The following is a 23417-nucleotide window of genomic DNA, read 5'->3' as shown; positions in this document are numbered from 1 at the left end:
CGTGAACAACCCTCTGTTAGTGGTCGAGAATCTGCGAACCTATTTCAGAACCCCTCAGGGGCTTTCGCGAGCCGTGGATGGTGTGAGCTTCACCATTGATGAAGGGGAGATACTGGCTTTAGTGGGAGAGTCGGGCTGTGGAAAGTCTATGACGGCGCTCTCTATTCTGCAGTTGGTGCCCGAGCCTGCGGGCTATATCGAGAGTGGGCGCGTTCTCTTTCAAGGGGAAGACCTTCTCGACAGAACGTGGGAACAGATGCGTGAGATTCGCGGAAAAGAGATCGCGATGATCTTTCAAGAGCCGATGACCTCTCTTAACGGCGTCTTCACCGTGGGCGATCAGCTTATTGAGGCGATGGCAGTTCATGGAAAACGCGGCAACCTGCGAGCGCAGGCCATCGAGTTACTGGGGCGGGTGGGGTTGCCGGAGCCGGAGCGTGCGATGCGGCAGTATCCGCACGAGCTTTCGGGGGGAATGCGACAGCGGGTGATGATCGCCATGGCGCTCGCCAACGAACCCAAACTCCTTCTCGCCGACGAGCCTACCACCGCCTTAGATGTAACCGTTCAGGCGCAGATACTTGATCTCCTGGCCGATCTGCAGCGAGAGACGGGCATGGCGGTGCTGTTGATAACCCATGACCTACGTGTGGTGGCGCGACTTGCGCAGCGTGTGGCCGTGATGTATGCCGGCCAGATCGTGGAGGAGGCGCCGGTCAAGGAGCTGTTTCAACACCCACGCCATCCCTACACACAAGGGCTTTTTGCCTGTTTACCGTCACAAATGCGTAGAGGTAAGGAGTTGAACTCTTTAGAGGGCGTGGTGCCCTCGCCTACGGCTTGGCCGCCTGGCTGCCGCTTTGCCCCGCGCTGTAGTTTCTGCTGGCAGCCGTGTTTGGAACTGGCGCCAAGGCCTCTCACGGTTGCGAATCGCCATACCGTGCGCTGCCATCTGTACGACCCGGAAATAGCTCCTACTTCCGTGGGAGAGGTGCGCTCATGACCTCAAGTCCGACCCTCTCTGCAGGAGATTTTCTGGTTGTGGCCCAGGGGCTTTGCAAAGACTACCCGGTCCGTGGGCGCTTGTGGCGCAAGCAGTGGCGACGGGTAGTAGACCATGTGAGTTTTGAAATACGCCGAGGTAGCACGTTGGCCCTCGTGGGAGAGAGCGGCTCAGGCAAAACCACCGTAGGGCTTATGTTGTTGGATTTGATCAAACCCACGGCAGGGCAGATACTGTACAACGGTCTGCCCTACTCGGCACGCTCTGCGAAGGAGAGAAGGGCCTTGCGTAGGGAGATTCAGGTGGTGTTTCAAGACCCCTACTCCTCTCTCAATGCGCGTATGAACATTCGTGAAATCCTCACCGAAGGAATGGTAATCCATCGCATTGGTGCCAATGCGCGGGAGCGTGAGGAGAGGGCGGCCGAGCTGCTAAGACAGGTCTCTATGTCGCCGGACGCCTTAGACCGTTACCCGCATGAGTTTTCCGGGGGGCAGCGACAGCGCATCGCCATCGCTCGCGCGCTTTCGGTTGAGCCGAAGTTCTTAGTGCTAGATGAGCCTACGAGCGCGTTGGATGTTTCAGTGCAGAGCCAGGTGCTTAACCTGTTGTGCCGGTTGCAGAGGGAGCGCAATCTTACCTATCTATTTATTTCGCACAATCTCGATGTGGTCAGCTACCTAGCCGAAGAGGTCATCGTAATGGAACGGGGCAGAATTGTGGAGCGAGGTGCTGTGGAGCAGGTCTTCAGCGACCCACAGCATCCCTACACGCGCAACCTGTTAGAAGCCATTCCGAGCCTCGATAAAGTTCTGGCAAAATGACCACCGACGACGCAAAAACTGCCGTTGTGGAAGACCTACTAAACAAGGTGCGTAAGGCCATCACGCGCTATTCTATGGTGCAGCGCGGGGATAAGATCGTCGTCGGCTTTTCGGGTGGGCCCGACTCAACGGCACTGCTTCATGCACTGCGGATGTTACAAGCGGAGTGGGATATTCGGCTTGTAGCAGCCCACCTACACCACGGGCTGCGTGGCACAGAGGCCGACGAGGATTTAAGCTGGATCATCGCGCACTGCCAAGCCTTCGGCGTGGAGTTGCGTTATGACAGAGCCGATGTGGCGGCACGGCAAAGGCGTCTGAATCTCTCGCTGGAGCAGGCGGCGCGCGAGATGCGTTATGCCTTTCTACAGAGGGTCGCAGAGGAAGAGGGGGCAAATCGCATCGCGGTTGGTCATACCTGGAATGATCGCATTGAAACCGTGCTCATCCATCTTTTACGCGGTACCGGCATGGAGGGGCTGACGGGCTTTGCCGCCGTGCAAGGGCCTATCATTCGGCCCCTCTACTTTACGAGGCGGGAGGAGACAGAGGCCTTCTGTGCGGCCTTGGGAATCGCGCCGCGTTGCGATAGCTCCAACAGGAGCACGGAGATTCTGCGCAATCGAATTCGGCTGGAACTGCTGCCGCTTTTAAGGGCGTATTACAGTGACCATGTAGAGGACGCATTGGCGCGTATGGCAGAGTTGCTTGCTGCCGATAACGCGGTTTTGGAGAGCTTGGCGAAGGAAAAACTGGGGGAGCTGGCGGAAACTCCCAAGCCAAAGACCCTTCTGCTTTCGGCCGAGCGTTTAAAAGAGCTTCCGATAGGTCTGCAACGACGGGTTTTGAGAGAGGCGATTTGCGAGGTGCGGGGCAGTCTGCAGGATGTGGATTTCGCTACCATCGAATCATTCCTTGAGGGAAAAGAAGGTCTCTCTGAACAGCTGCCGACTTTTATGGGGAAGAGTGTGCGCTTGAGGATAAAGGCAGGCAAGCTTTGCATCGAGGAGATGCGTCCTCAATCTGCGGCGGTTCCCTGGCAGCAGGAACTGAACGTTCCGGGGACAACGGAGATCGCGCGGAATGGCTGGAGAGTGGAGGCCGTTTTCTTGGAAGAAGAGAGAGATTTAGAAGGTATTCTAAATAGAGAACGCGATTGGGGAGTGCTGTTAAACCCCGATGCACTTATGTTTCCGCTTCGTGTGCGCTCCCGACGGCCAGGAGATCGTATAGAAGTAAAGATTGGGAATCGGCTCAAACATCGCAAGCTGCAGGACATCTTTGTGGATGCGCATGTCCCCCGGGAGCTACGCACAGAGTGGCCGGTGGTGGTAGATGCGGGGGGGCGCCTGTTGGCGGTTCCCAGCCTTGCATATGCTGCCGATGTGGTGGAGGTGGGGCCGAACCTCGCAAAAATGGATATTTCGGTAAAAAACTATCGTCTAGCACTGCGTTTCGAGGCACCAAATGCGTATAGATAAACAAGGACACGGTAAGTTGCGTGTGCTTTGGAACGCAAACGCGTGGACGAACAGATGAGGAGACGAAGTTGAAGGGTTTTGCCTGGTTACGCAACATATTTATAGTCGGTGTGGTTGTGGCGCTTCTAGCCATCCTGTTACGCTCTTCCTTTATGGGCGGACTGGGAAGTGCCGGTCGTACGATGACCTACTCTAACTTCTACCGGCTCCTTCAAACCAACCCGGCCCAGATCGAGCGCGTTACGCTGACAAAGGATACCATAGATGTGGTATTACACGGCGCCATGCCCGGACAAGACCAGGAGCAGGAGCTGGTACTGCCTCCTTCCGACCAAGCCCAGGCCGACCTGATCCAGCTGATGAGCAAACAGGGTGTGAATTTTGACTTCAAACATCCGGTGCTAGGGGATATTTTCTCTAATATCCTAGAGTGGCTGGTCATACCCTTTGTGTTCATTCTGTTTTTCTACCTCTTCTTTGTGCGCCAGGCCCAAAGCAGCGGCAATCAGGCTTTGCAGTTTGGTAGAGCCCGCGTGAAGCGTGTAACCGATTCGGTGCCGAAGGTAACCTTTGAGGATGTTGCCGGAGTGGAAGAGGCCAAACAAGAGCTGGCCGAGATAGTGGATTTTCTAAAGAACGCCAAGAAGTTTCAGGCTTTGGGAGCGAAGATTCCAAAAGGCGTGTTGCTGCTTGGCCCTCCGGGCTGTGGAAAAACCATGTTGGCGCGCGCCGTGGCCGGAGAGGCAGGTGTGCCTTTCTTTCATATCTCCGGCTCTGACTTTGTGGAGATGTTTGTGGGAGTGGGCGCGAGCCGTGTCCGCGATCTGTTCGATACGGCCAAGGCCCATCGGCCCTCCCTCATCTTTATTGACGAGATTGATGCCGTAGGCCGTCAGCGCGGTACCGGCGTTGGGGGTGGCCATGATGAGCGTGAACAGACTCTCAATCAGTTGTTGGTGGAAATGGACGGTTTCGATCCGAACGCCGGAGTTATTGTGATCGCCGCCACGAACCGCCCCGATGTGTTAGACCCTGCCCTCCTACGCCCCGGTCGTTTCGACCGAAGGGTGGTGGTGGATGCGCCCGATTTCGCCGGCCGTAAGGCAATCTTCTCGGTGCACCTGCGCGGCAAGCCTATAGATGACGATGTGAATGTGGACACGCTGGCGAAGCGAACGCCGGGGTTCACCGGAGCCGATATTGCGAACGTGGTAAATGAAGCGGCCATTCTGGCCGCCAGGCGCGATAAAACCCGCATTAGCATGCGCGAGTTCGATGAGGCGAGCGAACGCGTGGTGATGGGGCCAGAGCGCAAATCGCGCCGACACACCGAAAAAGAGCTGCGCATTGTGGCCTATCATGAGCTAGGGCATGCCATCGTCGCGGCCAAACTGCCCAACGCCGACCAGGTGTATAAAATTACCATTGTGCCGCGCGGTATGTCCGGCGGCGCCACATGGTACATCCCCAAAGAGGATATGCAGTTCCTCCGCACAAAGCAGGAGATGATGGACGACATCGCCGCTACCCTCGGTGGCCGTGTGGCCGAAGAGTTGGTGTTTGGCGACGTTACCACCGGGGCGACCTCGGACCTCGACAGAGCGACCGACCTTGCACGCGCCATGGTATGCGAGTACGGCATGAGCGAACGGCTTGGCATGGTGCGACTAGGGCGTAGAATGGGCAGCCCCTTCCTCGGACGCGATCTCATGGAAGATAGAGACTATAGCGAGGAGGTGGCCCGAATCATTGATGAGGAGGTTCGGGCGTTCATAGACCAGGGCTACGAACGCGCACGCGCGATCCTCACAGAGTATCGCGAGAAGATGGATCTCATCGCCGAAGTGCTGATTGAGAAGGAGACGCTGACCCGTGAGGAGTTTCTTGCGCTGCTAGAGGGGCGGGCTACGCCCGATGACATTCGCAAGGGCATAGACAACACCCCAACGGCACCGCCCGCCGTTGGCACGCAGACAACCCCCCAGGAAACAGAGCCACCCATCATTCAACCGCGCCTGCGCCCAGAACCGGCGTAGCGTATAACGGAAAGCGCCAGCCTGCCCGGCGTCTGCCGGCAGGCTATTTCCTTTGAGATATTCATTCGGCCATAGAAAGGATAAAAAGGAATGACAGCAACAGTGGTGCGATGGCAGCGGGCTGCCTTGCTTTTGGCCGGCTCCGCATTCCTCTTGGCCGGTTTAGGCTTGCTATTTTTCATCCCTTCTGACCTTACCACACGCATGGTGGGCGCGTTTTTGAACTTTTTGGGGCTTGGCTTCCTTTTAAAGAACGAACCACTGGCTCTGTGGCTATCGGGCCTTTGGTTTAAACCGGCTGCCGCCTCATCGCGAACTTATACCCTACCTCATGTTCACCCTCGCCTTTATGCGCGTGCTGTAGTGGCCGCTTTAGTCGCCTTGCCCGTTCTCTATTTTTTGAGCACGGCCTGGTTTTGTGCTGAGCAGACTTGGCTACTTTGGCAGTTACATCAACACGGCAAACTCGTTCAAGCGCAGATCATCAATAACGAGCCAGGCTCTGCTTGGAAGGCAAGCAACGGTAGATTACTTTACGCCTATCGGGTTGGCAATGTGGCCTACACGGGGCAAATCGCCGTTCGCCCCGATACCTACATGCGTTTTCGCTTGGGAACGCGCCTGCTCGTAACCTATCTCCCGTCGCTGCCTTCGTATAGCCGTGTGGGCAAATTTGGGCAGAGCGCCGCTTTCACCGCTATTCTCTCCTATTGGCTGTTCGAGCTTTTGGGGCTGGTCTATTTGAGTGTTCCCGCACTGCTGTGGTGGCAAAAGGTGCGTAGAGAGCAGTATTTGGCGAGCTATGGAGTGCCTAAGGAGGGGATTATTACACATAGCCGTCGCTACCGGCGTTGGGGCAAAGTAGTCTATAAGGTTACCTATCGCTATCGTGCCGACAAGGAGTATGAGGGCACGGCCCTCGTAAAGCCGCCACAACGAGCGGACAGCTCTATCGAGCCACTGCTGGTGGATTTTCCTATCTACATCATTTACGATCGGCGCTATCCATGGGATAGTCGCCCCATTCTAAACCTCAACCTTGTGACAACGGAGCCTTCCGGCAAGCGGTCTTCGTCGGCGCAGAATCCCTCCTCTATCCACAGTTCGTGAGGTGTTCATGGGCAGACGCTTCGAGGGGAAAACGGTTCTTGTGACGGGCGGCTCTCGCGGCATTGGTGCGGCCATTGCGCGCCGCTTTGCCGGTGAGGGCGCCTATGTCGTTATAGGCTATGAGCGCAACAAGGAAGCCGCCGAGCGTGTTGTACAGCAGATCGCCGAAGCCGGTGGCGCTGCAGTGGCGTTTCAGGCGGATATGGGGCAGTGCGAGCAGGTGGTGCACTTGGTGCGGACGGCGTTTAGTTGGCACAAGCGGCTAGATGTGTTGGTGAATAACGCGGCCATTTTGGAAATCCGCCCTTTGTTAGAGACCGATCGCCATCACGCCGAGCGGCTGTTTGCGGTAAACGTGCTGGGGCCTTTGGCAGCCATGCGGGAGGCCGCCAAGCTTTTTGGGGAAGAGGGCTGCAGCATCATCAACATCTCCTCTGGGGCGGCTGCGGCCACACCGCCCGGGCTGGGGGTTTACAGTGCGAGCAAGGCGGCTTTGGAGGTGCTTACCCGCACATTTGCCGTGGAGCTAGGACCGCGTGGGGTGCGCGTAAACGCCATTGCGCCCGGCTTTACCGAGACAGACATGCTGCAACAGCGTTTAGATGCGAACGACCGTGCCCACATCATCGCCCAAACACCTCTACGTCGGTTAGGCACGCCGGAGGACATCGCCGATGCCGTGCTCTTTTTGGCCTCTCACGAGGCCCGATGGATTACGGGCGCGGTGATTCCGGTTAGCGGCGGTTTTCGCTAGATTAGTGCAACAGGCTTGAGGCGTTGGAGCCGGTGGTGATCGAGAAGTCTTTGGTTAACCCATAACGATTGCACACATCGGCAAGCGCCTGATCGGCCGCTACTGCGGAGGCATCCGCATCGGCGGAGGCCGTTCCGAGCATCTGAGAAAGCGTGTTTAAGGCCTCTTGAGGATTGGACTGTGCGTCGGCAAGCGAATCGTTGACTTTGACGAATTCGGCCTCGATCTTGGCTAAATGCTCGTAGTATTTTTGCTGAAGCGTGACGCATTCAGGCGGCGGCTGCACACTGAGGAAGTACTGGATAAGCTGATCCCACTCCGTTTTGAGGCGTGCGCTATCTTGACTTATATGTGGCAAGAACTGCTGCGCTTCGGCGCTGCTCGATGCGGCCTTGATCTCGTCGGGCGTGAGGTTGCCATAGGTTCCTAGAGCAGCTCCCATCTCTTTCCCGATGAGGTCTTGCTTCATCAGCTCTACTTTACGCAGAAAAGCGAGGTAGTTCGAGATCGGCCCAACATTCACTTGCGGCGCGGGCTGTGCTGGAGCCTGAACCATGCGACTGGGCGTTGCGACGGCCGGCGCTTGCACCAGCGGTGCCGTCGTGGCGGCCGCGGGTGCCTGCACAAGAGGAGCCGGTTGTGGAGCATGAGCCGGATGTTGCAGCAGGCGCGAGCTAAAGCCCCATGCCAAAACCCCTATGAGCGCAAGACCTATAAGACCAAAAACAGCCCATTTGGCCGACGAGTTTCCGTTGCGCCTCGCTACAGCTTGTTGAAAAGCCGCATTCGGTGGGGCGTACGAGGGGCTTGAGGGTTGTACGGGCGTGCCGCAGCGCAAACAGAAGCGCGAGTTTGCGGGAATTTCCGCCGAGCAGCGTGGACACTTCATAACAATTAAGCCTCCTTACTCTCCCTATACGATTTTTGAGGAATGTAAAGCTCCCTATTCCTATTTTTGGCTTTTCCCAAAGGCGTCTACAAACATTATAGAAACAGCTTATTGTAGCACATACGTTTACAAGCAGCGACCTACCGCCATGGCCACGCGCTCCAACTCCTTCATGAGGGCGCTAAACTGTTCGGGGGTGAGGGACTGGGCCCCATCCGAGAGGGCAGCTTTCGGATCGGGGTGTACTTCGATCAGCAGGCCATCGGCGCCGGCGGCGATGGCCGCCCGAGCCATGGCCGGCACATAGCGGGCGGCCCCCGTCCCATGTGAGGGGTCTACGATGACCGGAAGGTGCGACAGATGTTTGATAACGGGCACGGCATTGAGGTCGAGGGTATAGCGCGTATAGGTTCTGTCGAGGGGGTGAATGCCGCGTTCGCAAAGGATCACATCTTTTGTGCCATGATGCAGCAGATACTCGGCCGCAAGAAGAAACTCATCAATGGTGGCAGCGATGCCGCGCTTCAGTAGGGTGGGGCGCCCGGAACGTCCAACGGCAACCAGCAGGGCGTAGTTTTGCATGTTGCGCGCGCCGATCTGCAGAATATCCACATGCTCGGCCACCTTCTCCACATCTTCAGGCGACATCACTTCGGAAACGGTGAGGATGCCTAGTTGGTCGCTTACCTCCTTAAGCAGTTTCAGCCCTTCGAGACCAAGACCTTGGAAAGAGTAGGGTGAGGTGCGCGGTTTATAGGCGCCGCCTCGCAAAATCTTGGCACCGGCCGCTTTCACCGCCTGGGCTGTGGTGAATATCTGCTCCCTACTCTCAACCGAGCAGGGGCCGGCCATGATCACACAGGGCGCATTTCCTCCAATTTTAACCTCTCCGATCTGGACAACGGTGTCGGTGCGCCAGAACTCGCGGGAGGCCAGTTTGTAAGGGCGGCTGATCTGAACCACATGATCCACTCCCGGAAGCGCCTGGAGGGCTAGGGTAAGCGGCTCTCGGAGTTCTGGAGGAATAGCGCTCGCGATGCCAATGGCTACATGTTCATCACCGGGCAGGTGAAGAGGCTTCAAATTGTGTTGTTTAATCAATTGAATAACGTCATCTATCTGTTGTTGTGTAGCGTCAACGCTCATCAAAACCATCATATTTCAGGCATCTCCTACTTGCCATCGAGATTAGACGAACGGGTTTTAGGCACAATGTCTTCTATCCATATATTTTAGCGCAAACGCCCCCTTGTTAGTCGGGAGGCGCTTTATAAAAAATTTTGTGCTAAGAGCAGATAGTGCAATAAATAGCGAATTTTGCCAATTATTCAAATGAATTCCCCTGTTAGGTATAATAAGCCTGCAGATGTTACCGTTTGCTAAGGAGGAGCTGTATGCCATTACGTATGGGCACCCCGTTGCCCGAACTCACCGGTGCCACCGAATGGATCAATGGAGAGGTGACGCGAGAGCAGTTGCTAGGAAGTCCTGTTCTCGTGCATTTCTTTGCTAAAAGCTGCCCCATTTGCCACGATAACATGCCCACGGTGGCCGAATGGCGCGATCGGTATGCCTCTTTGGGCTTGAAGGTGGTGGCCGTGCACATGCCTCGCGAGCAGTCCGACACGGACTTAGATGCGGTACGTGCGGATATCGAGGCCTTGGGCATAAAGGAGCCTTGTGCCATAGACAATCTACACGTTATCGGCGACCGTTTCGAGAACCAGCTCTGGCCGGCCTACTATGTATTTGACGCAGAGGGCGTAATGCGGGGGCGGGCCGGGGGGTATGCGGGTTTACGCATGATCGAACCCATTCTCAAGCGCGTATTAGGTGTGGAAGAGGTGACTGTTTAATGCATCGGGGGCTGTGGCAAAGCCACAGCCCCCTCATTTTTTCTCTAAGCAAGGCTGTCGTCTCATCGAGGCTTAAGCGCTGGGTGCTGGTTCAGGCTCTTGAGCGGGATTGTTGGTGGTAACGGGATACACGCTTACACGACGCCGTTTTCTGTCGCCTTCAAACTTAACGATGCCGTCGGTAAGCGCAAAAAGAGTGTAGTCGCTGCCCATACCAACGTTATTTCCTGGATGAAGCTTTGTGCCGCGCTGGCGCACGAGCACGTAGCCGGCGCGTACGAACTCGCCTCCAAACTCTTTCACGCCCAGCCGCTTCGAATGGCTATCGCGGCCGTTTCGCGAGCTTCCCACACCTTTTTTATGAGCCATGGTCGTCTGTCTCCTTCATCATGCGGGTTCATTCCGCGCGAATCGCATCTATCCTCAAAATGGTCTGTGGTTGCCGGTGGCCGTAGCGGCGCCGTTCGTTCTTCTTTGGCTTGTAGGTAAGCCCCTTAATCTTCTTTCCCTTGGTTTGTTCGAGAATGGTGACGGTGACGGTAGCTCCTTCCACAAAGGGGGTTCCCACCTTTAGGGCATTATCGGTTTGAACGAGCAACACTTCCGAAAGCTCCACGGTGGTTTGCGGTTCGCCGGGAAGTTTTTCCACCACAAGCCTATCGCCTTCCGTTACACGATACTGTTTTCCACCGGTTTTTATAATGGCATACATGGGTATCCGAATCTCCAAATTGAGCTTGTTATCGGGCATGAGAAGAGGCGGAAGCAGAGCGCCTCCGCCCCAAACTAGCCGTTAGTGTACACCAAAGAAGGCGACACTGTCAAGTCAGATGACGATCACTGGGCCGGCCCTAGACCATCAATAAGCCCCCAAATGATTTGAGAATCGCGTAGCCATTTGGCATGCCCGTCGGCGAAGCCAACGATATCGCCCTGTGCATGGCGAGCCTGATTATCGTATTGCGGCTGAGCCGTGTAGATGCCGTTATCGTTTAGGTAGGCCCCGCAGGGATTGGTGGTACAGTTAGGATAGGCCACCCGTGAAAGGATGTAATTGGCCGACTGCGGGTTGTTGGTGCGATCGGGAACGAAGTTACCCGTAAGCGCAATCACACAATCGCCGATAAGCAGCGTCTGAGCTACTTGTTGAATGGCCGCTTGCGAACACCCGCTGGAGTTGGGTGCACCACAGAGAGTTCCGGTTGAGATAGGCTCGCTCATACCGTAGCTCACCTGCGCGTTAACCAAGCCAGAATTGATCCCCACGGTGGTCAGATCAGTCGCCTTCGTCCAACCCCAAAGCTGGTTTTGGGTGATCGTGCTGTGGTCAGAAGCATCGGGGCAGGTGTAGATATTGGCATTTTTGTCGTAGGGGTAAATGGCGTTGAACCAAATCGACTCGAAATGTTGACAGGCTACATTGCCGAGAGGGCCATTACAGGCCACCGAATCGGCATAGCTCCAGAACGGGAAGTCCTCGTCGTAGTCCTGAGTGTACATCAGCATCGCGGTGGTGAGCTGTTTGATGTTGGAGGTGCAGCTCGCTTGGCGTGCCTTCTCGCGGGCCTGTGCAAACACGGGGAACAGAATGGCTGCCAGTATCGCTATTATAGCGATAACGACTAGCAGCTCAATTAATGTAAAAGCGGTTTTTCTTTTCATAGGTTTGTTTCTCCTCCTAGCAACTGGAAGCGTTTTATGCGGTCGTTACTCTCTCCCAACACAGACGCTTCTTAAATGTATGGAACAGGTTTTATTGATTGTTCTACGAGAATTTGGCGCCTCTTCTCGCACACCATAACTATTTAACAGGTTTGACCAGACAAAATGTTCCCAATTCCCAAAAATTTACTGTCTCTTAAAAGCGCCAAAAAGTTCCCTGAGCTGTGGCCAGTGGGAGCGCATTTCCCGGATCAAGGACAATTCGTTGTGGCTTAGATGTCGTTCTTAGGGTGAAAAATGTGCTTTTCTGGACTATTTCTATTTCCTTTTTGTATGTATCATGATCCCATGTTGTCACTTGAATAAGCAGATGGAGATGATAGATCGGAGCCTTTTGGACAATGTAACCCGTTATCTGATAGCCATCTGCGGTTTGTAAAAGCTGTACCTCCTTCAGTTGTAATGCCGGCAGGCCGGCTCGGTAAAGCCATTCCTGGAAGAACCTCGCATAGTTCCTTCTTGTTATACGGTTCACTACGCGCTGAAAATCACTCCACTCTGCCGGTTTACCGGCCGTGCGCTCCGCCAAAAACGCGCGAAGGCAGGCGAGCATGCTGGGTAGCCCTAGCTCGTCCTCAAGCATCCGCAACACCAGGCTCCCTTTTGTGTAGCCAATGTCGCATTGCACCGGGTCGGTGGTGTCGAAGACGGAGGCCACAGGAGCCATCTGGAACCGATCTCCCCACGAGGGGTGGAGGGAATCGTCATCTTGCGATGGAATCGTTCTAGGAAGGCCGATTCGCTGGAAAAGGTTGGCGGAGTAGTCGGCAAATGCCTCATCCCACATGGAGTGCAGATAGGTGCAGGGTTGAAGGCCACCCCACCAGGTGTGTGCCAGCTCGTGCGGCAGCAGATCGAGAATCGTGCCGTGCTCAAACGTGGCGAACGAATAGGCCTCTAAGGCTCCATCGAAGGGACCGTCGGTCTCAACCACCGTATATTGGTGGTACGGAAACGGGGCAAAGCGCTCGCTATAGAAAGAAAGCGCCTGCTCCAAAAGGTTCAATGCGCGTTGCGCGAGGGGGGCATCGGCGTCAAGCAGATAGATGGCCAGCCGAATGCCCTGCACCGTCCGCGTGTAGACATAATAGCGCCCCATATCCACCGTAAAATAACAGACCGGAATGGGGTTGTAAAAGGTGAGCGTTATGGATCCGTCGGGGTGATGAACGGTAGACTGCAGATCGCCCGTGGAGATGGGCGTCCAAGTAGGTGGGGCGGTGACCTGAATGGTAGAGGTAGCAGGCAGGCGGGCGATTTGAGGGTACCAATAGGAGTCGATCACGACCTCGTTGGGCAGCACGTAGTCGCCGTCTTGATGGTCGGGTGCTCCGGAATAGGCGATGTCTAGAGTGAATGGAGGGAAATGAGGGGGAATGAACGCGACGACGCTTCCGGCCCGATGGAAGGGCACGGGCCTACCTTCGATGGAGAATCGAGTGATCGTGTAGTCGGGAGAGAGGCGAAACAGGCAGTAGGGGCGTGGCTTAGGCGAGATAGCTTCCACACGTGCTTCATCGCTACAGAGCACGCTGTGTGTTTCGGGCTGCAAGCGAACGGTGAGCCGATGGTCGCAAATCTGGTAGCCGCCCGAATCGTCCTCTTTCACTTCCTGCCCGATCTTCCAACCCTGAGGCGTTTCGATCAGCGAATGCACATGGTCGCCGTCGCTTTGGCAGGTATGCCAACAGGAGAAGACAATAAAGAGCGGCATGGGCTGCCGGTTTGGTAGAGACAGGAGTTGAACATTCCATGTTTTTGTAGGGCCGCGGTTGAGCCAAGAAAGAATTTGGGCTGGCGGGCCCTCGGTATAGGGCTGTAGGCTAGCTATTCGGCGATTCTGAACAGCGTTTTGCACAGCCTGTATCCAAGCTGCCGAGGGCCATTTTGGCCGAGGAGGCCCGGCACAAGCCTGAAGGGCGAGCTGAAGGCAGAGAGCAAGAATCAGGAGGGGAGCAAGAGGCCGCACACGGCGGGTTCTCTCTCCGTATCGAGTGATGAGATGCCGAGTCGGTTGCATAAAATCCTATCTAAAAGGGTATGCTGTGCATAGTGTACCTTTTAGACTGCAGAGAGGGCCTAAAGTTTCGATGCCGAGGTTAATTCAATGCCCACGCTACTGCGTGTCGTTCGATTGAAGAGAGGGGGAAGCGAATGAGACTGGAGAGTTGGCCTCGTTGCCCGGAGGCTGCCTCGCTATGCGAAGGGCTTCTGGAGCGCTTTTTGCATGAGAACCCGATGGTGCAAGAGATGGCCCATCGTTTCCATGCTTACGCGGGAGTTCGCTTGGCGAACCTCATAGACCACTGGGTGGTGCCGCGCTCGATCCTCAGTGTGGAGGAGTTAGAGCGTGTGGGCATGATAGAGACCGATGTGGAGGGGGAGCCTGTGTGGCACCATCCACAGGCGCGTTTGCCTCGCTTTCGGGTTGGCGCCCGATGGCGCTTGGCCATTGCCGTAGAGGCTTTGGAGCCTTTCTTACAACAAAACCGTTGGGAGCCGGATCGCGTAGAGGGGGATTACGACTCGGCTTATCAGGAGGCGGTAGGTGCGTTGCCACAGGGCGAATTGGCGGCGGTGGTGCGTAAAGGCTATCGCGGATTTCGCCCGGGACGGCTCACGGAGGAGATGCGTGTGGCTTTAGAGGAGGCTCGTCGGCGTCTGCGGGAGCGGCCTCGTGATGACGAGGCGCTTTTGCAGGCTCAGCGGTTGGCCGAAGAGCTGGTGGATGTGTTGGGGGCGGGACGCGCGACCGACGAGTTTTTTGCTGCAGAGCGTGAATACTACATGACACGCAACCGGGCGGCGCGTTGGCAGTATGCGCGCCAGCAGGAGCTAGGGATGGGTTGGGCCAATCACGACCACCATACCTACCGTTCGGCCAGGGAGAGTTTCGCCGATCTGATGGAGCTGTGGCGCACGTTCGGTTTTCAGTTTCGGGAACGATTCTACGCGGGGGCCGAGGCCGGTTGGGGCGCGCAGGTTCTAGAGCATCCCGAAAGCCGTGTGGTTATTTTTTCGGATGTTGATCTCTCGCCTGAAGAGCTTTTTGTGGATTTTGCCGAGCAACCGCTCGAGCCACGCGAGAGCCTCGGTACGATTGGGTTATGGTGCGCACTGCACGGCGACAGCATTGGCGAGGCGGGGATGCATCACCTTGAAGCGGAATACGATTGGGAGCAGGTGCGTGCTTTGCTGCTGGAAAACGGCTTTGGGGTGATGAAGCCCTTTACCGACCTCCCCATGTTGAAACAGGCCTTTACCGAACCGGAGATATGGCCGGTGCGAGAGGAGCGCTGCAAACGTTTACTGCAGAGGGGACAGATTACCGAAGAGCAGGCCGAGCGCTTCCGCAGGCAGGGGGCGGCGGGCAGCCATCTAGAGATACTTCAGCGCTGGGAGGGCTATAAGGGGTTCAACCAGGCCGGTGTGAGCGCCATTATTCGCGAGACGGATGCCCGTAAGCTCGCACAGTGAGGGATGGCAACTATGTATGACGGAAGAACCAACTATATTGGGGGGCAATGGTGTGCCGCAAGCAATGGCGCCACCTTCCCCTCCCTCAACCCTGCCGACACCGAGCAGATGATCGGCATCTTTGCCCGCTCGGGGGCGGAGGATGTGCATCGTGCCGTGGAAGCCGCCGAACAGGCCTATCCGCAATGGTGCCGGGTGCCAAAGCCGGAGCGTGCCGCTTTGTTATTGCGCATGGGGCGACTGTTGGAGCAGAACAAGGAGGCGTTAGCGCGCCTCATGGTGTTGGAGATGGGCAAGGTATTGGAGGAGGCCCGAGGCGATGTGCAGGAGGCCATTGATATGGCCTACTATATGGCCGGCTTTGGGCGTATGCCCGACGGCTATGTGGTGCCGAGCGAGCGAACCGACATCTATTGCGCCGCGCGACGGGTACCGGTAGGCGTGGTGGGCGTGATCACCCCTTGGAACTTTCCCATCGCCATTCCCTCTTGGAAGATTTTCCCGGCTCTTCTTGCGGGGAACACGGTGGTGTTTAAGCCGTCTGAAGAGACCCCGGGGCTTGCCTGCCGCTTTGTGGAGTTGCTGGTTGAAGCTGGCTTGCCGGATGGGGTGCTCAATTTGGTGACGGGCTACGGTTCGGAGGCCGGTACGGCTCTGGTGGAGGCCAGAGGGGTACGGGTTATCTCGTTTACCGGCTCGACAGCGGTGGGAAAACAGATCGCCTCGCGCTGTGGCGAGCAGATGAAGCGGGTAAGCTGCGAGCTAGGCGGCAAGAACGCGATTCTCGTTTTGGAGGATGCCGATCTGGAGTTGGCGTGTAAGGGAGCCGTGTGGGGCGCCTTTGCCACCTCTGGCCAGCGGTGTACTGCGGCGAGTCGCATCCTGGTTCAGAAAAGCGTCAAGCCGCGCTTTTTGCAGGCCTTTGTGGAGCGGGTTGCACAGTTGCGCGTTGGTTCTGGACTCGATCCGAACGTAGAGGTGGGGCCGGTCATCAACCGGCGCCAGCTAGAGCGCATCCATGAGTATGTGCAAATAGGAAAGGCGGAGGGGGCCGAGGTGGTTATGGGCGGAACCGTATTGACGGAGGGGGCCTATGCGAAGGGGTGCTACTATGCCCCCACCGTTCTCAATAAGGTGACCCCACAGATGCGCATCGCCCAAGAGGAGATTTTCGGGCCGGTGACCGCCATCATGGAGGTTAGCGATCTCGCCGAGGCACTTGCCGTCGCCAACGCCACGGCCTACGGGTTATCGCTTTCGATCTATACCGGCGATGTGCGCAAGGCGTTTCGAGCTATCGAGCAACTAGAGGCCGGTTTGGTCTACGTGAATCTGCCCACAAGTGGGGCGGAGATTCAGTTGCCATTCGGTGGTGTAAAACAGACGGGAAACGGCTCGCGCGAAGCCGGCTGGGTGGCCATGGACTACTGTACGGAGTGGAAGTCGGTGTATATCAACTACAGCGAGGCCGGCGAGCTGGTGCGCGCCCAAATTGACACGCCGGTCTTATCAGACGGCGACAGTCTTAGCAGATGAGGGGAAGGGCGTCGGCCTTGAGGGGGAAGGGTGGGGGCTGCAGAATGGCGACGCCAAAGCCCCCCGCTCATCCCCCCGCACGCGGGGGGAAGCTAGCCCTCCCTCCCCTGTAGGGGGAGGGTTGGGGAGGGGCTTGAAGAGCCGGTGATACGACTGTCATTTCGAGCCGAAGGCGAGAAATCTTAAGTTTCACTTCCCACCAGTGCTGGGGAAGGGGTAAAGCTGTAGGAACTGCCGGCTTCACGGTTCTAGAGGCAGTTAGCAGAACAAGTCTAGTTTGCGCGCCCTCTATCCCGGCCTTTCCCCCTATTAGGGAGAAAGGGGGCTAGTGTGGCTAGTTTTTCAAAGGAAAGATTATCAAAGGAAACCGCAGGTAAGCTTACTGGTCTCCCCTCTCCCTGATAGGGGGAGGGGCGGGGGGTGGGGGCTTGAAGAACCTATGATACAACCGTTGTACCGATCCGAAAGCGAGATAAACACCTGTCATTTCGAGCCGAAGGCGAGAAATCTTAAGTTTCACTTCCCACCAGTTCTGAGGGCGAGGGGTGAGGCTGCAAAAACTGCCAATTTCCCGGCTCTAGAGCCAGTTAGCGAAGTGAGCTTATCTTGTTCGCCACCTATCCCATCCTTTCGTCTTGCAGACAGCAACGCAGCGGCCAGAGAGATAGGCTTTGAAGGAAACGGTTCTGGCCGCTGAGGCGTTTGTTGTGTCTCACTTATTGAAGAAAGGGAGTGGTTATGGTTAGTTTCCAAGGGAAGCTAATCAAAGGAAACCGCCTGTAGGGGCACGGTGACCGTGCCCCTTTTGCTAGTCTCCCCTCTCCCTAATAGGGGGAGGGGCGGGGGGGTGGGGGCCTTGAGGGGAATAAGGAGGCGACGAAAACGATAATGGCCGCCCCTCGCTTTGGAGAGGCGGCCGGCTTTGTAGCATAAGGAGGAAGGTTAAACGTTCAGCAGCTCTTTGCCCGGTTTCCAATCGGAGGGGCAGAGACCACCGGTTTGCAGGGCTTGAAGCACACGAAGGGTCTCATCCGTGCTGCGCCCGATGTTGAGGTTGTTGATAACGGCATATTGCAGAACGCCGTCGGGGTCAATGATAAAAAGCCCTCTCAGTGCCACCCCCTCCTCTTCCACGAGCACGCCGTAGTCTCGTGAAACCTCTTTGGTGATGTCGGAGGCGAGTGGAAAGTTGATCTTGCCGATGCCGTGTTGTTCTCGTGGGGTGTTCATCCAGGCGAGGTGCGAGTAGACCGAGTCGGTGGAGACACCGAGAATATCGGCATCAAGCTCGGCGAACTCGTCGTAGCGGTCGGAGAGCGCGGTGATCTCGGTGGGGCAAACAAAGGTGAAGTCGAGGGGGTAGAAGAAGAGGATCAGCCACTTGCCTCGATAGTCTTTAAGGCTCACTTTGGTTCCCACGGTTTTGGGCGTATCGGTTGCTCTGGCGATGGGCATGGTGAAATCGGGAGCGGGTTTTCCTACTTTTGCATTGGCCATAGTACGTTTCTCCTCCGGTATCTTTCTGTTTGTAGTGGCAGATTGGGCTACAGTTAGCATACCTTAGTAATGGATGGTTTTGTCAACTTTCATTTGCGGGAAATCCCTAAAAATCGTATGGGGATTTCCCTAATGAAAAAAGGGGCGTTTGACCGATGTCAAATATTGTTAGGTTAGCAGATAATAGAGACATGAAGCAACGAGCAACCAGCGACGAAGACGGTAGGAGCCTTTAGGCAGGCATGGCACCAGTGACCATTTTACTAGCAGATACCGACCCGGTCGTGCGCAAGTGTCTGCGCTATGCCGTCGAAGCAAGCGGTCAAGAGATTAAAGTGATGTGGGAGGCTCAAGACGGTTTTGAAGCCCTCCATAAGATACAGCAGTTCCAGCCCGATTTGGCGGTGGTGGATTACATGCTACCGCGCATGAACGGGTTGGAACTGGCGCGATGTTTGCGAAATCACGGGTTACAGACCCGCATTTTGGTGATGGGAACTTTCGAGGCGCAGCAACAGGCTGTCCTCGATGCCGGGGCCGACGGTTTCGTTACCAAGAGTAGCGGCTGTGAGGCCATTAAGGCGGCTGTTCATCGTCTGGTTATGCTGCCCGTGCCTTCATCGGAGGTGGTCAGATGAACAGCGGCCATCGCGTCCTCTCTCCTATTTTGGAGAGGGCGGAGCTGGCGGAGAGCCAGAACAAGCCAATAGAACACCCAACAGGTGAGAAAGCGGAGGCAAAAGGAGTGACAATGACAACAGCACCCACAAGCCCAAGTGCCCGACGTGAATTCGAGCGTCTCTATCAGCGCAGCCATCGCCGCGCCTACAACCTGGCCTATCGGTTAACGGGAAATTCGGCCGATGCCGAGGATGTAACACAGGACGCTTATGTGCGCGCATGGAACAACTTTGACAACTACGACTCAAGCCGTTCTTTCGAGAGTTGGCTCTTTCGCATCATTACCAACCGAGCCATTGACTTGCGCCGTCGCCAGAAGCGCGTTCCGATCTACTCCCTCGATGCGCCCGTTACGTCGGATGAGGATGGGCAGACGATGGTTCACGAATTTCCGGCACCGAACTCAAACCCAGAAGAGTTAGTGGTAGGCCCGATCATGGAGGAGCGCTTGCAGCAGGCGCTTGCCGCCCTCCCCGAGGACTATCGCACGGCCATCCTGCTGTGCGATGTGGAGGAGAAATCATATCAAGAGATAGCGGAGATCATGGGATGCGCCATCGGCACGGTGCGTTCGCGCATCCATCGTGCCCGTGTGATGATGCGCCGATTCCTTGAAGAGGGCAGCGTGCCGCGTACGCGCCGTTCGCGGTTAAGCCGTGCGCAAGCATCAAGGCCAACGCCCTCCCCTGCTGCAAAGTAGCGGAAAAAATAGAGAGTGTTGTGGGGCGGGCTTTCAGCCCGCCCCACAAACTAGGAACAACGTTCCTATAAACCTCTACGCATAGTGCGGGCGAACGACATAGGGAAGGGGATCTGGTACGCCCGCCATCGCAAAACCCCGCAGCCGCAGCGCGCAGCTGTCGCAGGTTCCACAAGCAAGCTCTTCGTTGCGATAACAGCTCCACGTTAGGTGAAAGGGAGCGCCTAGTTCAAGCCCTCTCTGTACGATCTGGGCCTTTGTGAGGCCGATGATCGGAGTTTCGATGCGAATGTCCCCACACGCGGTGCCAAGCCGTATGAGTTCATTGAAGGCGGCATAGTACTCGGGCCGGCAGTCCGGGTAACCACTGCTATCCTCGTACACTGCGCCGATATAGATGCGCTTCGCCCCGCAAACCTCCGCCCACGAAACGGCGATGCTGAGAAAATGGGCGTTGCGAAAAGGCACATAAGAGGTTGGAATGTGGGGATTGGCTAAGTCGGCTTCGGAGACGGGAATAGAGGGGTCGGTAAGGCTGCTGCCGCCGATTTTACTTAGATGGGCAATAGAACACACAAGGCGCTGTTCAGCAGGCACCTTATAAAAGTCGGCGATATCGTGAAAGGCCTTAAGCTCCCTCTGCTCGGTGCGCTGGCCGTAGTTCACATGGAGAAAATGAAGTTCCCCCGCATCGTGCTCCTGCTGCGCGATGGCGGCGGTGACGCACGAGTCCATTCCTCCCGAAACAAGGACAATGGCTTTCATCTTGCCGGCCTCCTTTTGTTCACCACAAGATACCCAAGTTCTCTCCAAAAAGCAGGAACCCAGCGTGGTAGAGAACGTCTCTACCCTATTGATTCGTTACAGCCTATGGCGCGGGCGCTTTTAATAGGTTTTCGACGAAGGCAACCACATCCGCAGGCGGTGTCTTGCCCTCCTTCCTCTGTAAAAGGGCACCATAGTGAATGCCGTTAGCAACACAGCCGCCGGTTGAGAGGAAAAAACGGTTATGCACCACGCCGGCAGCGTAGTCAAGGCGATTCTTCTGCCCCTGCGCATCGCAAGAGAAAACGGCCTTTTCGAGGGGCAGCCATCGCCCATCTTGCTCGTAAATCCAGGCGTTCCCAAACTCGGCAAGTCGCTGTTGCTGGCCATTATCTCCTACGAAATCCTCATCGAAAGAGTATAACCCGGTGAGATAGCCGCTTGCCGGATCCGGCTTCTGATTGGGTGCCTCAAAGGCCGCGATCAGCTGCCATTGCCGCTTTTCGGGAAAATAGAAGTAGGCGGAATAGAGGGTGTAGGTTGCTTGAGGACGGGCTACAACGAGAAAACGGTAGGTTTGGTTTGCCCGCCAAGGATAGACCAGATGGCTATGAAGGCCGGTGCCCTCGTTCCCAAAATCGCCCACGTAGACCTGGGGGCCTTTGGCGAATAAACGGACGCGGTTGGCGGAGGGCACCTCAGAGCGAACATTCGTAGACGGCCCGCTGTCCCAAACGGAGAAGATGATGCGGCGCTCGGTGGGGCTGTTCACCTGAATACCAAAATATCCGCGCGAGAAGCCGCAGGCCATGTAATAAGACCAAAGCGGCGTTCGCCGTACGGTTACCTCATTATAGAAGGCGACAATCCGATCCCATAAATCGAATGCCTTGGGAGCGCGCGATATTTGCCGGTGGGAAGGCAGCACGTAAAAGAGATGAACCGATGCGGCATTACGGCGGGCGGTTAGGTTCGCATGGGCACCGGCCAAAGGAGGGCCGCTGAGCTGTAGGCCGGAAATCTCGCCATAGGCGTCGCCGGAGCGGCTTTTGCCTATAAGCGCAAAGCGATAATAGCCTGCGTGAGGAACCGCGATGTCGCCTAAGGAGGCCGTGGCCTGCTCTCCGGCAGACAGGGTGATTGCCGGTAGCTTCCACGGTTTTGTGGCCGGATTGACTCCCCGAACCTCCAGTTCTATCGTAGAGCGGGCTTGGGCAGGCAGGGTGTAGTGCAGTTCACAATGAAGCGGCCCCGCACCACCAAGATAGACGTACCAGACGATTTGGCAGCGGGGATCAGCCCAATGAATTAGGGAGCCGCTTGGTGAGAACTCAAGAGCGAGGGGGACCGGCTCGCCGTAGGCGGTATCGGCCGGGAGCAACAGCGGGTGAGGGGCCGTCTGAGCCGAGCAGGCGGCCGTCCAAAAAGCCATCCCTATAAAGCCCAGCCATGCCAAAAGCCGTGTTTTTAGTCGGAAACGCATGTCCCTATTGTACCTTGTCTTAGTCGTGTGGCGGGGAGAATGCGATAAACCTTTGAGAAAGTCGCCCTCTCTACGGTAAGATAGAAGGGCATCCTATTCGCCAATAAAGGGAGGGAAAATGCGATCTTACAAGGTGGCGCTGCTGCCAGGCGACGGCATTGGGCCGGAGGTTGTTGGAGTTGCAGCCGAAATTTTAACTTACCTTGCCGAGCGGTTCGGCTTTACGTTGCAAATGGAGGAGGCCCTCATCGGTGGTGCTGCCTACGATAGGTACGGTCACCCCCTGCCGGAGCACACCCTCGCGCTTTGTAAAGAGAGCGACGCCGTGCTATTGGGCGCCGTGGGAGGCCCCAAATGGGATACGGTTCAGCCCGCCTCTCTCCGGCCGGAGGTGGGGGCTTTACTGCCCTTGCGTAAAGAGTTGGGTCTCTATGCAAACCTGAGGCCGGCGAAGCTATCGTCGGCGCTTGCCTCGGCCTCTTCTCTAAGGGCCGATCTGGTTCAGGACGGGTTGGATATTCTGGTGGTGCGCGAGCTTACCGGGGGCATCTACTTTGGGCAACCGAAGGGGCGCGATGCCGACGGTTCAAGGGCGGTGGATACCTGCGTCTATACTCGGCCCGAGATAGAACGCATTTTGCGTGTGGGCTTTGAGACGGCGCGTGGGCGCAAACGCAAGCTCTGCTCGGTGGACAAAGCGAACGTGCTGGAGACCTCACGCCTATGGCGTGAGGTGGCGGAACAGATGGCAGCGCAGTATCCCGACGTGGAGTTAACCCACATGCTGGTAGATAACTGCGCCATGCAGTTGGTGAGAGACCCGCGCCAGTTCGACGTGATCGTCACCGAAAACATGTTCGGCGACATTCTTAGCGACGAAGCGGCCATGATTACCGGCAGCCTAGGGATGCTGCCATCCGCCAGCCTCGGCGATCGGCAGACTCAAGGAGGAACCTTTGGTCTCTACGAGCCGGTGCACGGCTCGGCGCCCACCATCGCCGGGCAAAACATTGCAAACCCGCTTGCCACGCTGCTGTCGGCGGCCATGCTGCTGCGCTATTCTCTGGGAGAAACCAAGGCGGCCGAGGCGCTGGAAAGAGCCGTGGAAAAGGCGTTGCAAGACGGTCTACGTACTGCCGATATCGCCGCCCCCGGTCAGCCGACCATCGGCACCAAAGAGATGGGGCAAGCGGTACGCGAGCGCATCGAAAGTTGAAGGAAGAGAGCCATGAAGAAAGTGGAATGCGTCATTCGTCCTATGAAGATCGAGGAGGTTAAGGAGGCGTTGGCCTCCATCGGCATTGTGGGCATGACGGTGAGCGACGTGCGTGGCTACGGACGCCAAAGAGGGCGAACAGAAAAGTATCGTGGCAACACCTACGTGGTAAGCCTTTTACCTAAGGTGAAGATCGAGGTGGTGGTGCCCGACGATAGAGTGGAAGAGGTGATCGAAACAGCGCTGCGCGCCGCCCAAACCGGCGAGATAGGCGATGGCAAAATCTTTGTGACCCATGTGGAGGAGGCCATTCGCATCCGTACAGGCGAGCGAGGGGAAGCCGCATTGTGAGGTATACTTTCACAAGCTCATCGAAGCCGAGTAAGA

The 23417-nt window shown here is 56.6% G+C and carries 22 protein-coding genes; 13 read left to right on the top strand and 9 right to left on the bottom strand.

Going from position 1 to position 23417, the window contains the following annotated elements; all coding sequences use genetic code 11:
* Position 1 precedes the first annotated feature (1 nt).
* The 6 genes from VKV18_RS12370 (at position 2) to VKV18_RS12345 (ending at position 7208) form a co-directional block, all read left to right on the top strand.
* Positions 2-1003 (top strand): ABC transporter ATP-binding protein, encoded by a 1002-nt coding sequence (locus VKV18_RS12370; protein ID WP_324204510.1) that lies wholly within the window; start codon positions 2-4, stop codon positions 1001-1003.
* Positions 1000-1827, top strand: a complete 828-nt coding sequence (locus VKV18_RS12365; protein ID WP_324204509.1) for an ATP-binding cassette domain-containing protein — start codon at positions 1000-1002, stop codon at positions 1825-1827. The genes VKV18_RS12370 and VKV18_RS12365 overlap by 4 nt, the downstream gene beginning before the upstream one ends.
* Positions 1824-3308, top strand: coding sequence for a tRNA lysidine(34) synthetase TilS (tilS, locus tag VKV18_RS12360; RefSeq protein WP_324204508.1), 1485 nt, complete (start codon positions 1824-1826; stop codon positions 3306-3308). Before VKV18_RS12365 ends, tilS begins: the two co-directional genes overlap by 4 nt.
* A 68-nt stretch (positions 3309-3376) precedes the next feature.
* The gene (gene ftsH / locus VKV18_RS12355; protein WP_324204507.1) at positions 3377-5344 is read left to right on the top strand and encodes an ATP-dependent zinc metalloprotease FtsH; all 1968 of its coding nucleotides are present in this window, start codon (positions 3377-3379) and stop codon (positions 5342-5344) included.
* Positions 5345-5434: 90 nt separating this feature from the next.
* Positions 5435-6454 carry a DUF3592 domain-containing protein gene (locus tag VKV18_RS12350; protein ID WP_324204506.1) on the top strand — a complete coding sequence of 340 codons (1020 nt, stop codon included), beginning with the start codon at positions 5435-5437 and terminating at the stop codon, positions 6452-6454.
* A 7-nt stretch (positions 6455-6461) separates the two neighbouring features.
* On the top strand, positions 6462-7208 hold the full coding sequence (locus VKV18_RS12345; protein ID WP_324204505.1) for a glucose 1-dehydrogenase: 747 nt from the start codon (positions 6462-6464) through the stop codon (positions 7206-7208).
* Between the two features lies 1 nt (position 7209).
* Here the strand turns inward: VKV18_RS12345 and VKV18_RS12340 are convergent, their stop codons facing one another.
* Positions 7210-8097, bottom strand: a complete 888-nt coding sequence (locus VKV18_RS12340) for a zinc ribbon domain-containing protein (RefSeq protein ID WP_324204504.1) — start codon at positions 8095-8097, stop codon at positions 7210-7212.
* Between the two features lie 126 nt (positions 8098-8223).
* Complete coding sequence (aroF, locus tag VKV18_RS12335; RefSeq protein WP_324204503.1) at positions 8224-9255, bottom strand: 3-deoxy-7-phosphoheptulonate synthase; 1032 nt, start codon at positions 9253-9255, stop codon at positions 8224-8226.
* A gap of 236 nt (positions 9256-9491) precedes the next feature.
* Here aroF and VKV18_RS12330 point away from each other — a divergent pair, with 236 nt between their 5' ends.
* Positions 9492-9953 (top strand): redoxin domain-containing protein, encoded by a 462-nt coding sequence (locus tag VKV18_RS12330; protein ID WP_324204502.1) that lies wholly within the window; start codon positions 9492-9494, stop codon positions 9951-9953.
* A gap of 72 nt (positions 9954-10025) precedes the next feature.
* Here VKV18_RS12330 and rpmA read toward each other — a convergent pair whose 3' ends face one another.
* The 4 genes from rpmA to VKV18_RS12310 form a co-directional block, all read right to left on the bottom strand.
* A complete protein-coding gene (rpmA, locus tag VKV18_RS12325; RefSeq protein WP_324204501.1) occupies positions 10026-10322 on the bottom strand; it encodes a 50S ribosomal protein L27 in 297 nt (98 codons plus the stop codon).
* Positions 10323-10350: 28 nt separating this feature from the next.
* Positions 10351-10665, bottom strand: a complete 315-nt coding sequence (gene rplU, locus VKV18_RS12320; protein WP_324204500.1) for a 50S ribosomal protein L21 — start codon at positions 10663-10665, stop codon at positions 10351-10353.
* A 125-nt stretch (positions 10666-10790) separates the two neighbouring features.
* The gene (locus tag VKV18_RS12315) at positions 10791-11615 is read right to left on the bottom strand and encodes a DUF1559 domain-containing protein (RefSeq protein ID WP_324204499.1); all 825 of its coding nucleotides are present in this window, start codon (positions 11613-11615) and stop codon (positions 10791-10793) included.
* Between the two features lie 196 nt (positions 11616-11811).
* Positions 11812-13695: a M1 family metallopeptidase gene (locus VKV18_RS12310; protein ID WP_324204498.1), complete on the bottom strand. Its 1884-nt coding sequence runs from the start codon at positions 13693-13695 to the stop codon at positions 11812-11814.
* A gap of 134 nt (positions 13696-13829) precedes the next feature.
* Here VKV18_RS12310 and VKV18_RS12305 point away from each other — a divergent pair, with 134 nt between their 5' ends.
* Together VKV18_RS12305 and VKV18_RS12300 are read left to right on the top strand one after the other, a co-directional pair.
* Positions 13830-15152, top strand: a complete 1323-nt coding sequence (locus VKV18_RS12305; protein WP_324204497.1) for a hypothetical protein — start codon at positions 13830-13832, stop codon at positions 15150-15152.
* Positions 15153-15164: 12 nt separating this feature from the next.
* Positions 15165-16688 (top strand): aldehyde dehydrogenase family protein, encoded by a 1524-nt coding sequence (locus VKV18_RS12300; RefSeq protein WP_324204496.1) that lies wholly within the window; start codon positions 15165-15167, stop codon positions 16686-16688.
* 942 nt (positions 16689-17630) lie between these two features.
* Here the strand turns inward: VKV18_RS12300 and VKV18_RS12295 are convergent.
* A complete protein-coding gene (locus VKV18_RS12295; protein ID WP_324204495.1) occupies positions 17631-18185 on the bottom strand; it encodes a peroxiredoxin in 555 nt (184 codons plus the stop codon).
* Between the two features lie 242 nt (positions 18186-18427).
* Here VKV18_RS12295 and VKV18_RS12290 point away from each other — a divergent pair, with 242 nt between their 5' ends.
* Entirely contained in the window at positions 18428-18823 is a 396-nt protein-coding gene (locus VKV18_RS12290; RefSeq protein ID WP_324204494.1) for a response regulator transcription factor, read from the top strand.
* Positions 18820-19566, top strand: a complete 747-nt coding sequence (locus VKV18_RS12285; RefSeq protein WP_324204493.1) for a sigma-70 family RNA polymerase sigma factor — start codon at positions 18820-18822, stop codon at positions 19564-19566. The genes VKV18_RS12290 and VKV18_RS12285 overlap by 4 nt, the downstream gene beginning before the upstream one ends.
* 75 nt (positions 19567-19641) lie before the next feature.
* Here VKV18_RS12285 and queC read toward each other — a convergent pair whose 3' ends face one another.
* Both queC and VKV18_RS12275 read right to left on the bottom strand, forming a co-directional pair.
* A complete protein-coding gene (queC, locus tag VKV18_RS12280) occupies positions 19642-20331 on the bottom strand; it encodes a 7-cyano-7-deazaguanine synthase QueC (protein WP_324204492.1) in 690 nt (229 codons plus the stop codon).
* 103 nt (positions 20332-20434) lie between these two features.
* Entirely contained in the window at positions 20435-21814 is a 1380-nt protein-coding gene (locus tag VKV18_RS12275) for a DUF3472 domain-containing protein (RefSeq protein WP_324204491.1), read from the bottom strand.
* A 118-nt stretch (positions 21815-21932) separates the two neighbouring features.
* On the opposite strand from VKV18_RS12275, the gene leuB reads away from it, so the two are divergent.
* The gene (leuB, locus tag VKV18_RS12270) at positions 21933-23030 is read left to right on the top strand and encodes a 3-isopropylmalate dehydrogenase (RefSeq protein WP_324204490.1); all 1098 of its coding nucleotides are present in this window, start codon (positions 21933-21935) and stop codon (positions 23028-23030) included.
* A 12-nt stretch (positions 23031-23042) separates the two neighbouring features.
* Positions 23043-23381: a P-II family nitrogen regulator gene (locus VKV18_RS12265; protein ID WP_016482393.1), complete on the top strand. Its 339-nt coding sequence runs from the start codon at positions 23043-23045 to the stop codon at positions 23379-23381.
* The last annotated feature ends 36 nt before the right edge of the window (positions 23382-23417 follow it).

Source organism: Chthonomonas sp. (assembly GCF_035294505.1).
Classification (GTDB): Bacteria; Armatimonadota; Chthonomonadetes; order Chthonomonadales; family Chthonomonadaceae; genus Chthonomonas.
This window is presented reverse-complemented; position numbering and strand designations above follow the sequence as displayed.

Excerpts from the sequence above, each read along its gene's own strand:
- VKV18_RS12365 (WP_324204509.1), top strand. The coding sequence starts at position 1,000 with ATGACCTCAAGTCCGACCCTCTCTGCAGGAGATTTTCTGGTTGTGGCC.
- tilS (WP_324204508.1), top strand. The coding sequence starts at position 1,824 with ATGACCACCGACGACGCAAAAACTGCCGTTGTGGAAGACCTACTAAAC.
- VKV18_RS12350 (WP_324204506.1), top strand. The coding sequence starts at position 5,435 with ATGACAGCAACAGTGGTGCGATGGCAGCGGGCTGCCTTGCTTTTGGCC.
- VKV18_RS12345 (WP_324204505.1), top strand. The coding sequence starts at position 6,462 with ATGGGCAGACGCTTCGAGGGGAAAACGGTTCTTGTGACGGGCGGCTCT.
- VKV18_RS12340 (WP_324204504.1), bottom strand. The coding sequence starts at position 8,097 with ATGAAGTGTCCACGCTGCTCGGCGGAAATTCCCGCAAACTCGCGCTTC.
- aroF (WP_324204503.1), bottom strand. The coding sequence starts at position 9,255 with ATGATGGTTTTGATGAGCGTTGACGCTACACAACAACAGATAGATGAC.
- VKV18_RS12330 (WP_324204502.1), top strand. The coding sequence starts at position 9,492 with ATGCCATTACGTATGGGCACCCCGTTGCCCGAACTCACCGGTGCCACC.
- rpmA (WP_324204501.1), bottom strand. The coding sequence starts at position 10,322 with ATGGCTCATAAAAAAGGTGTGGGAAGCTCGCGAAACGGCCGCGATAGC.
- rplU (WP_324204500.1), bottom strand. The coding sequence starts at position 10,665 with ATGTATGCCATTATAAAAACCGGTGGAAAACAGTATCGTGTAACGGAA.
- VKV18_RS12315 (WP_324204499.1), bottom strand. The coding sequence starts at position 11,615 with ATGAAAAGAAAAACCGCTTTTACATTAATTGAGCTGCTAGTCGTTATC.
- VKV18_RS12310 (WP_324204498.1), bottom strand. The coding sequence starts at position 13,695 with ATGCAACCGACTCGGCATCTCATCACTCGATACGGAGAGAGAACCCGC.
- VKV18_RS12305 (WP_324204497.1), top strand. The coding sequence starts at position 13,830 with ATGAGACTGGAGAGTTGGCCTCGTTGCCCGGAGGCTGCCTCGCTATGC.
- VKV18_RS12300 (WP_324204496.1), top strand. The coding sequence starts at position 15,165 with ATGTATGACGGAAGAACCAACTATATTGGGGGGCAATGGTGTGCCGCA.
- VKV18_RS12295 (WP_324204495.1), bottom strand. The coding sequence starts at position 18,185 with ATGGCCAATGCAAAAGTAGGAAAACCCGCTCCCGATTTCACCATGCCC.
- VKV18_RS12290 (WP_324204494.1), top strand. The coding sequence starts at position 18,428 with ATGGCACCAGTGACCATTTTACTAGCAGATACCGACCCGGTCGTGCGC.
- VKV18_RS12285 (WP_324204493.1), top strand. The coding sequence starts at position 18,820 with ATGAACAGCGGCCATCGCGTCCTCTCTCCTATTTTGGAGAGGGCGGAG.
- queC (WP_324204492.1), bottom strand. The coding sequence starts at position 20,331 with ATGAAAGCCATTGTCCTTGTTTCGGGAGGAATGGACTCGTGCGTCACC.
- VKV18_RS12275 (WP_324204491.1), bottom strand. The coding sequence starts at position 21,814 with ATGCGTTTCCGACTAAAAACACGGCTTTTGGCATGGCTGGGCTTTATA.
- leuB (WP_324204490.1), top strand. The coding sequence starts at position 21,933 with ATGCGATCTTACAAGGTGGCGCTGCTGCCAGGCGACGGCATTGGGCCG.
- VKV18_RS12265 (WP_016482393.1), top strand. The coding sequence starts at position 23,043 with ATGAAGAAAGTGGAATGCGTCATTCGTCCTATGAAGATCGAGGAGGTT.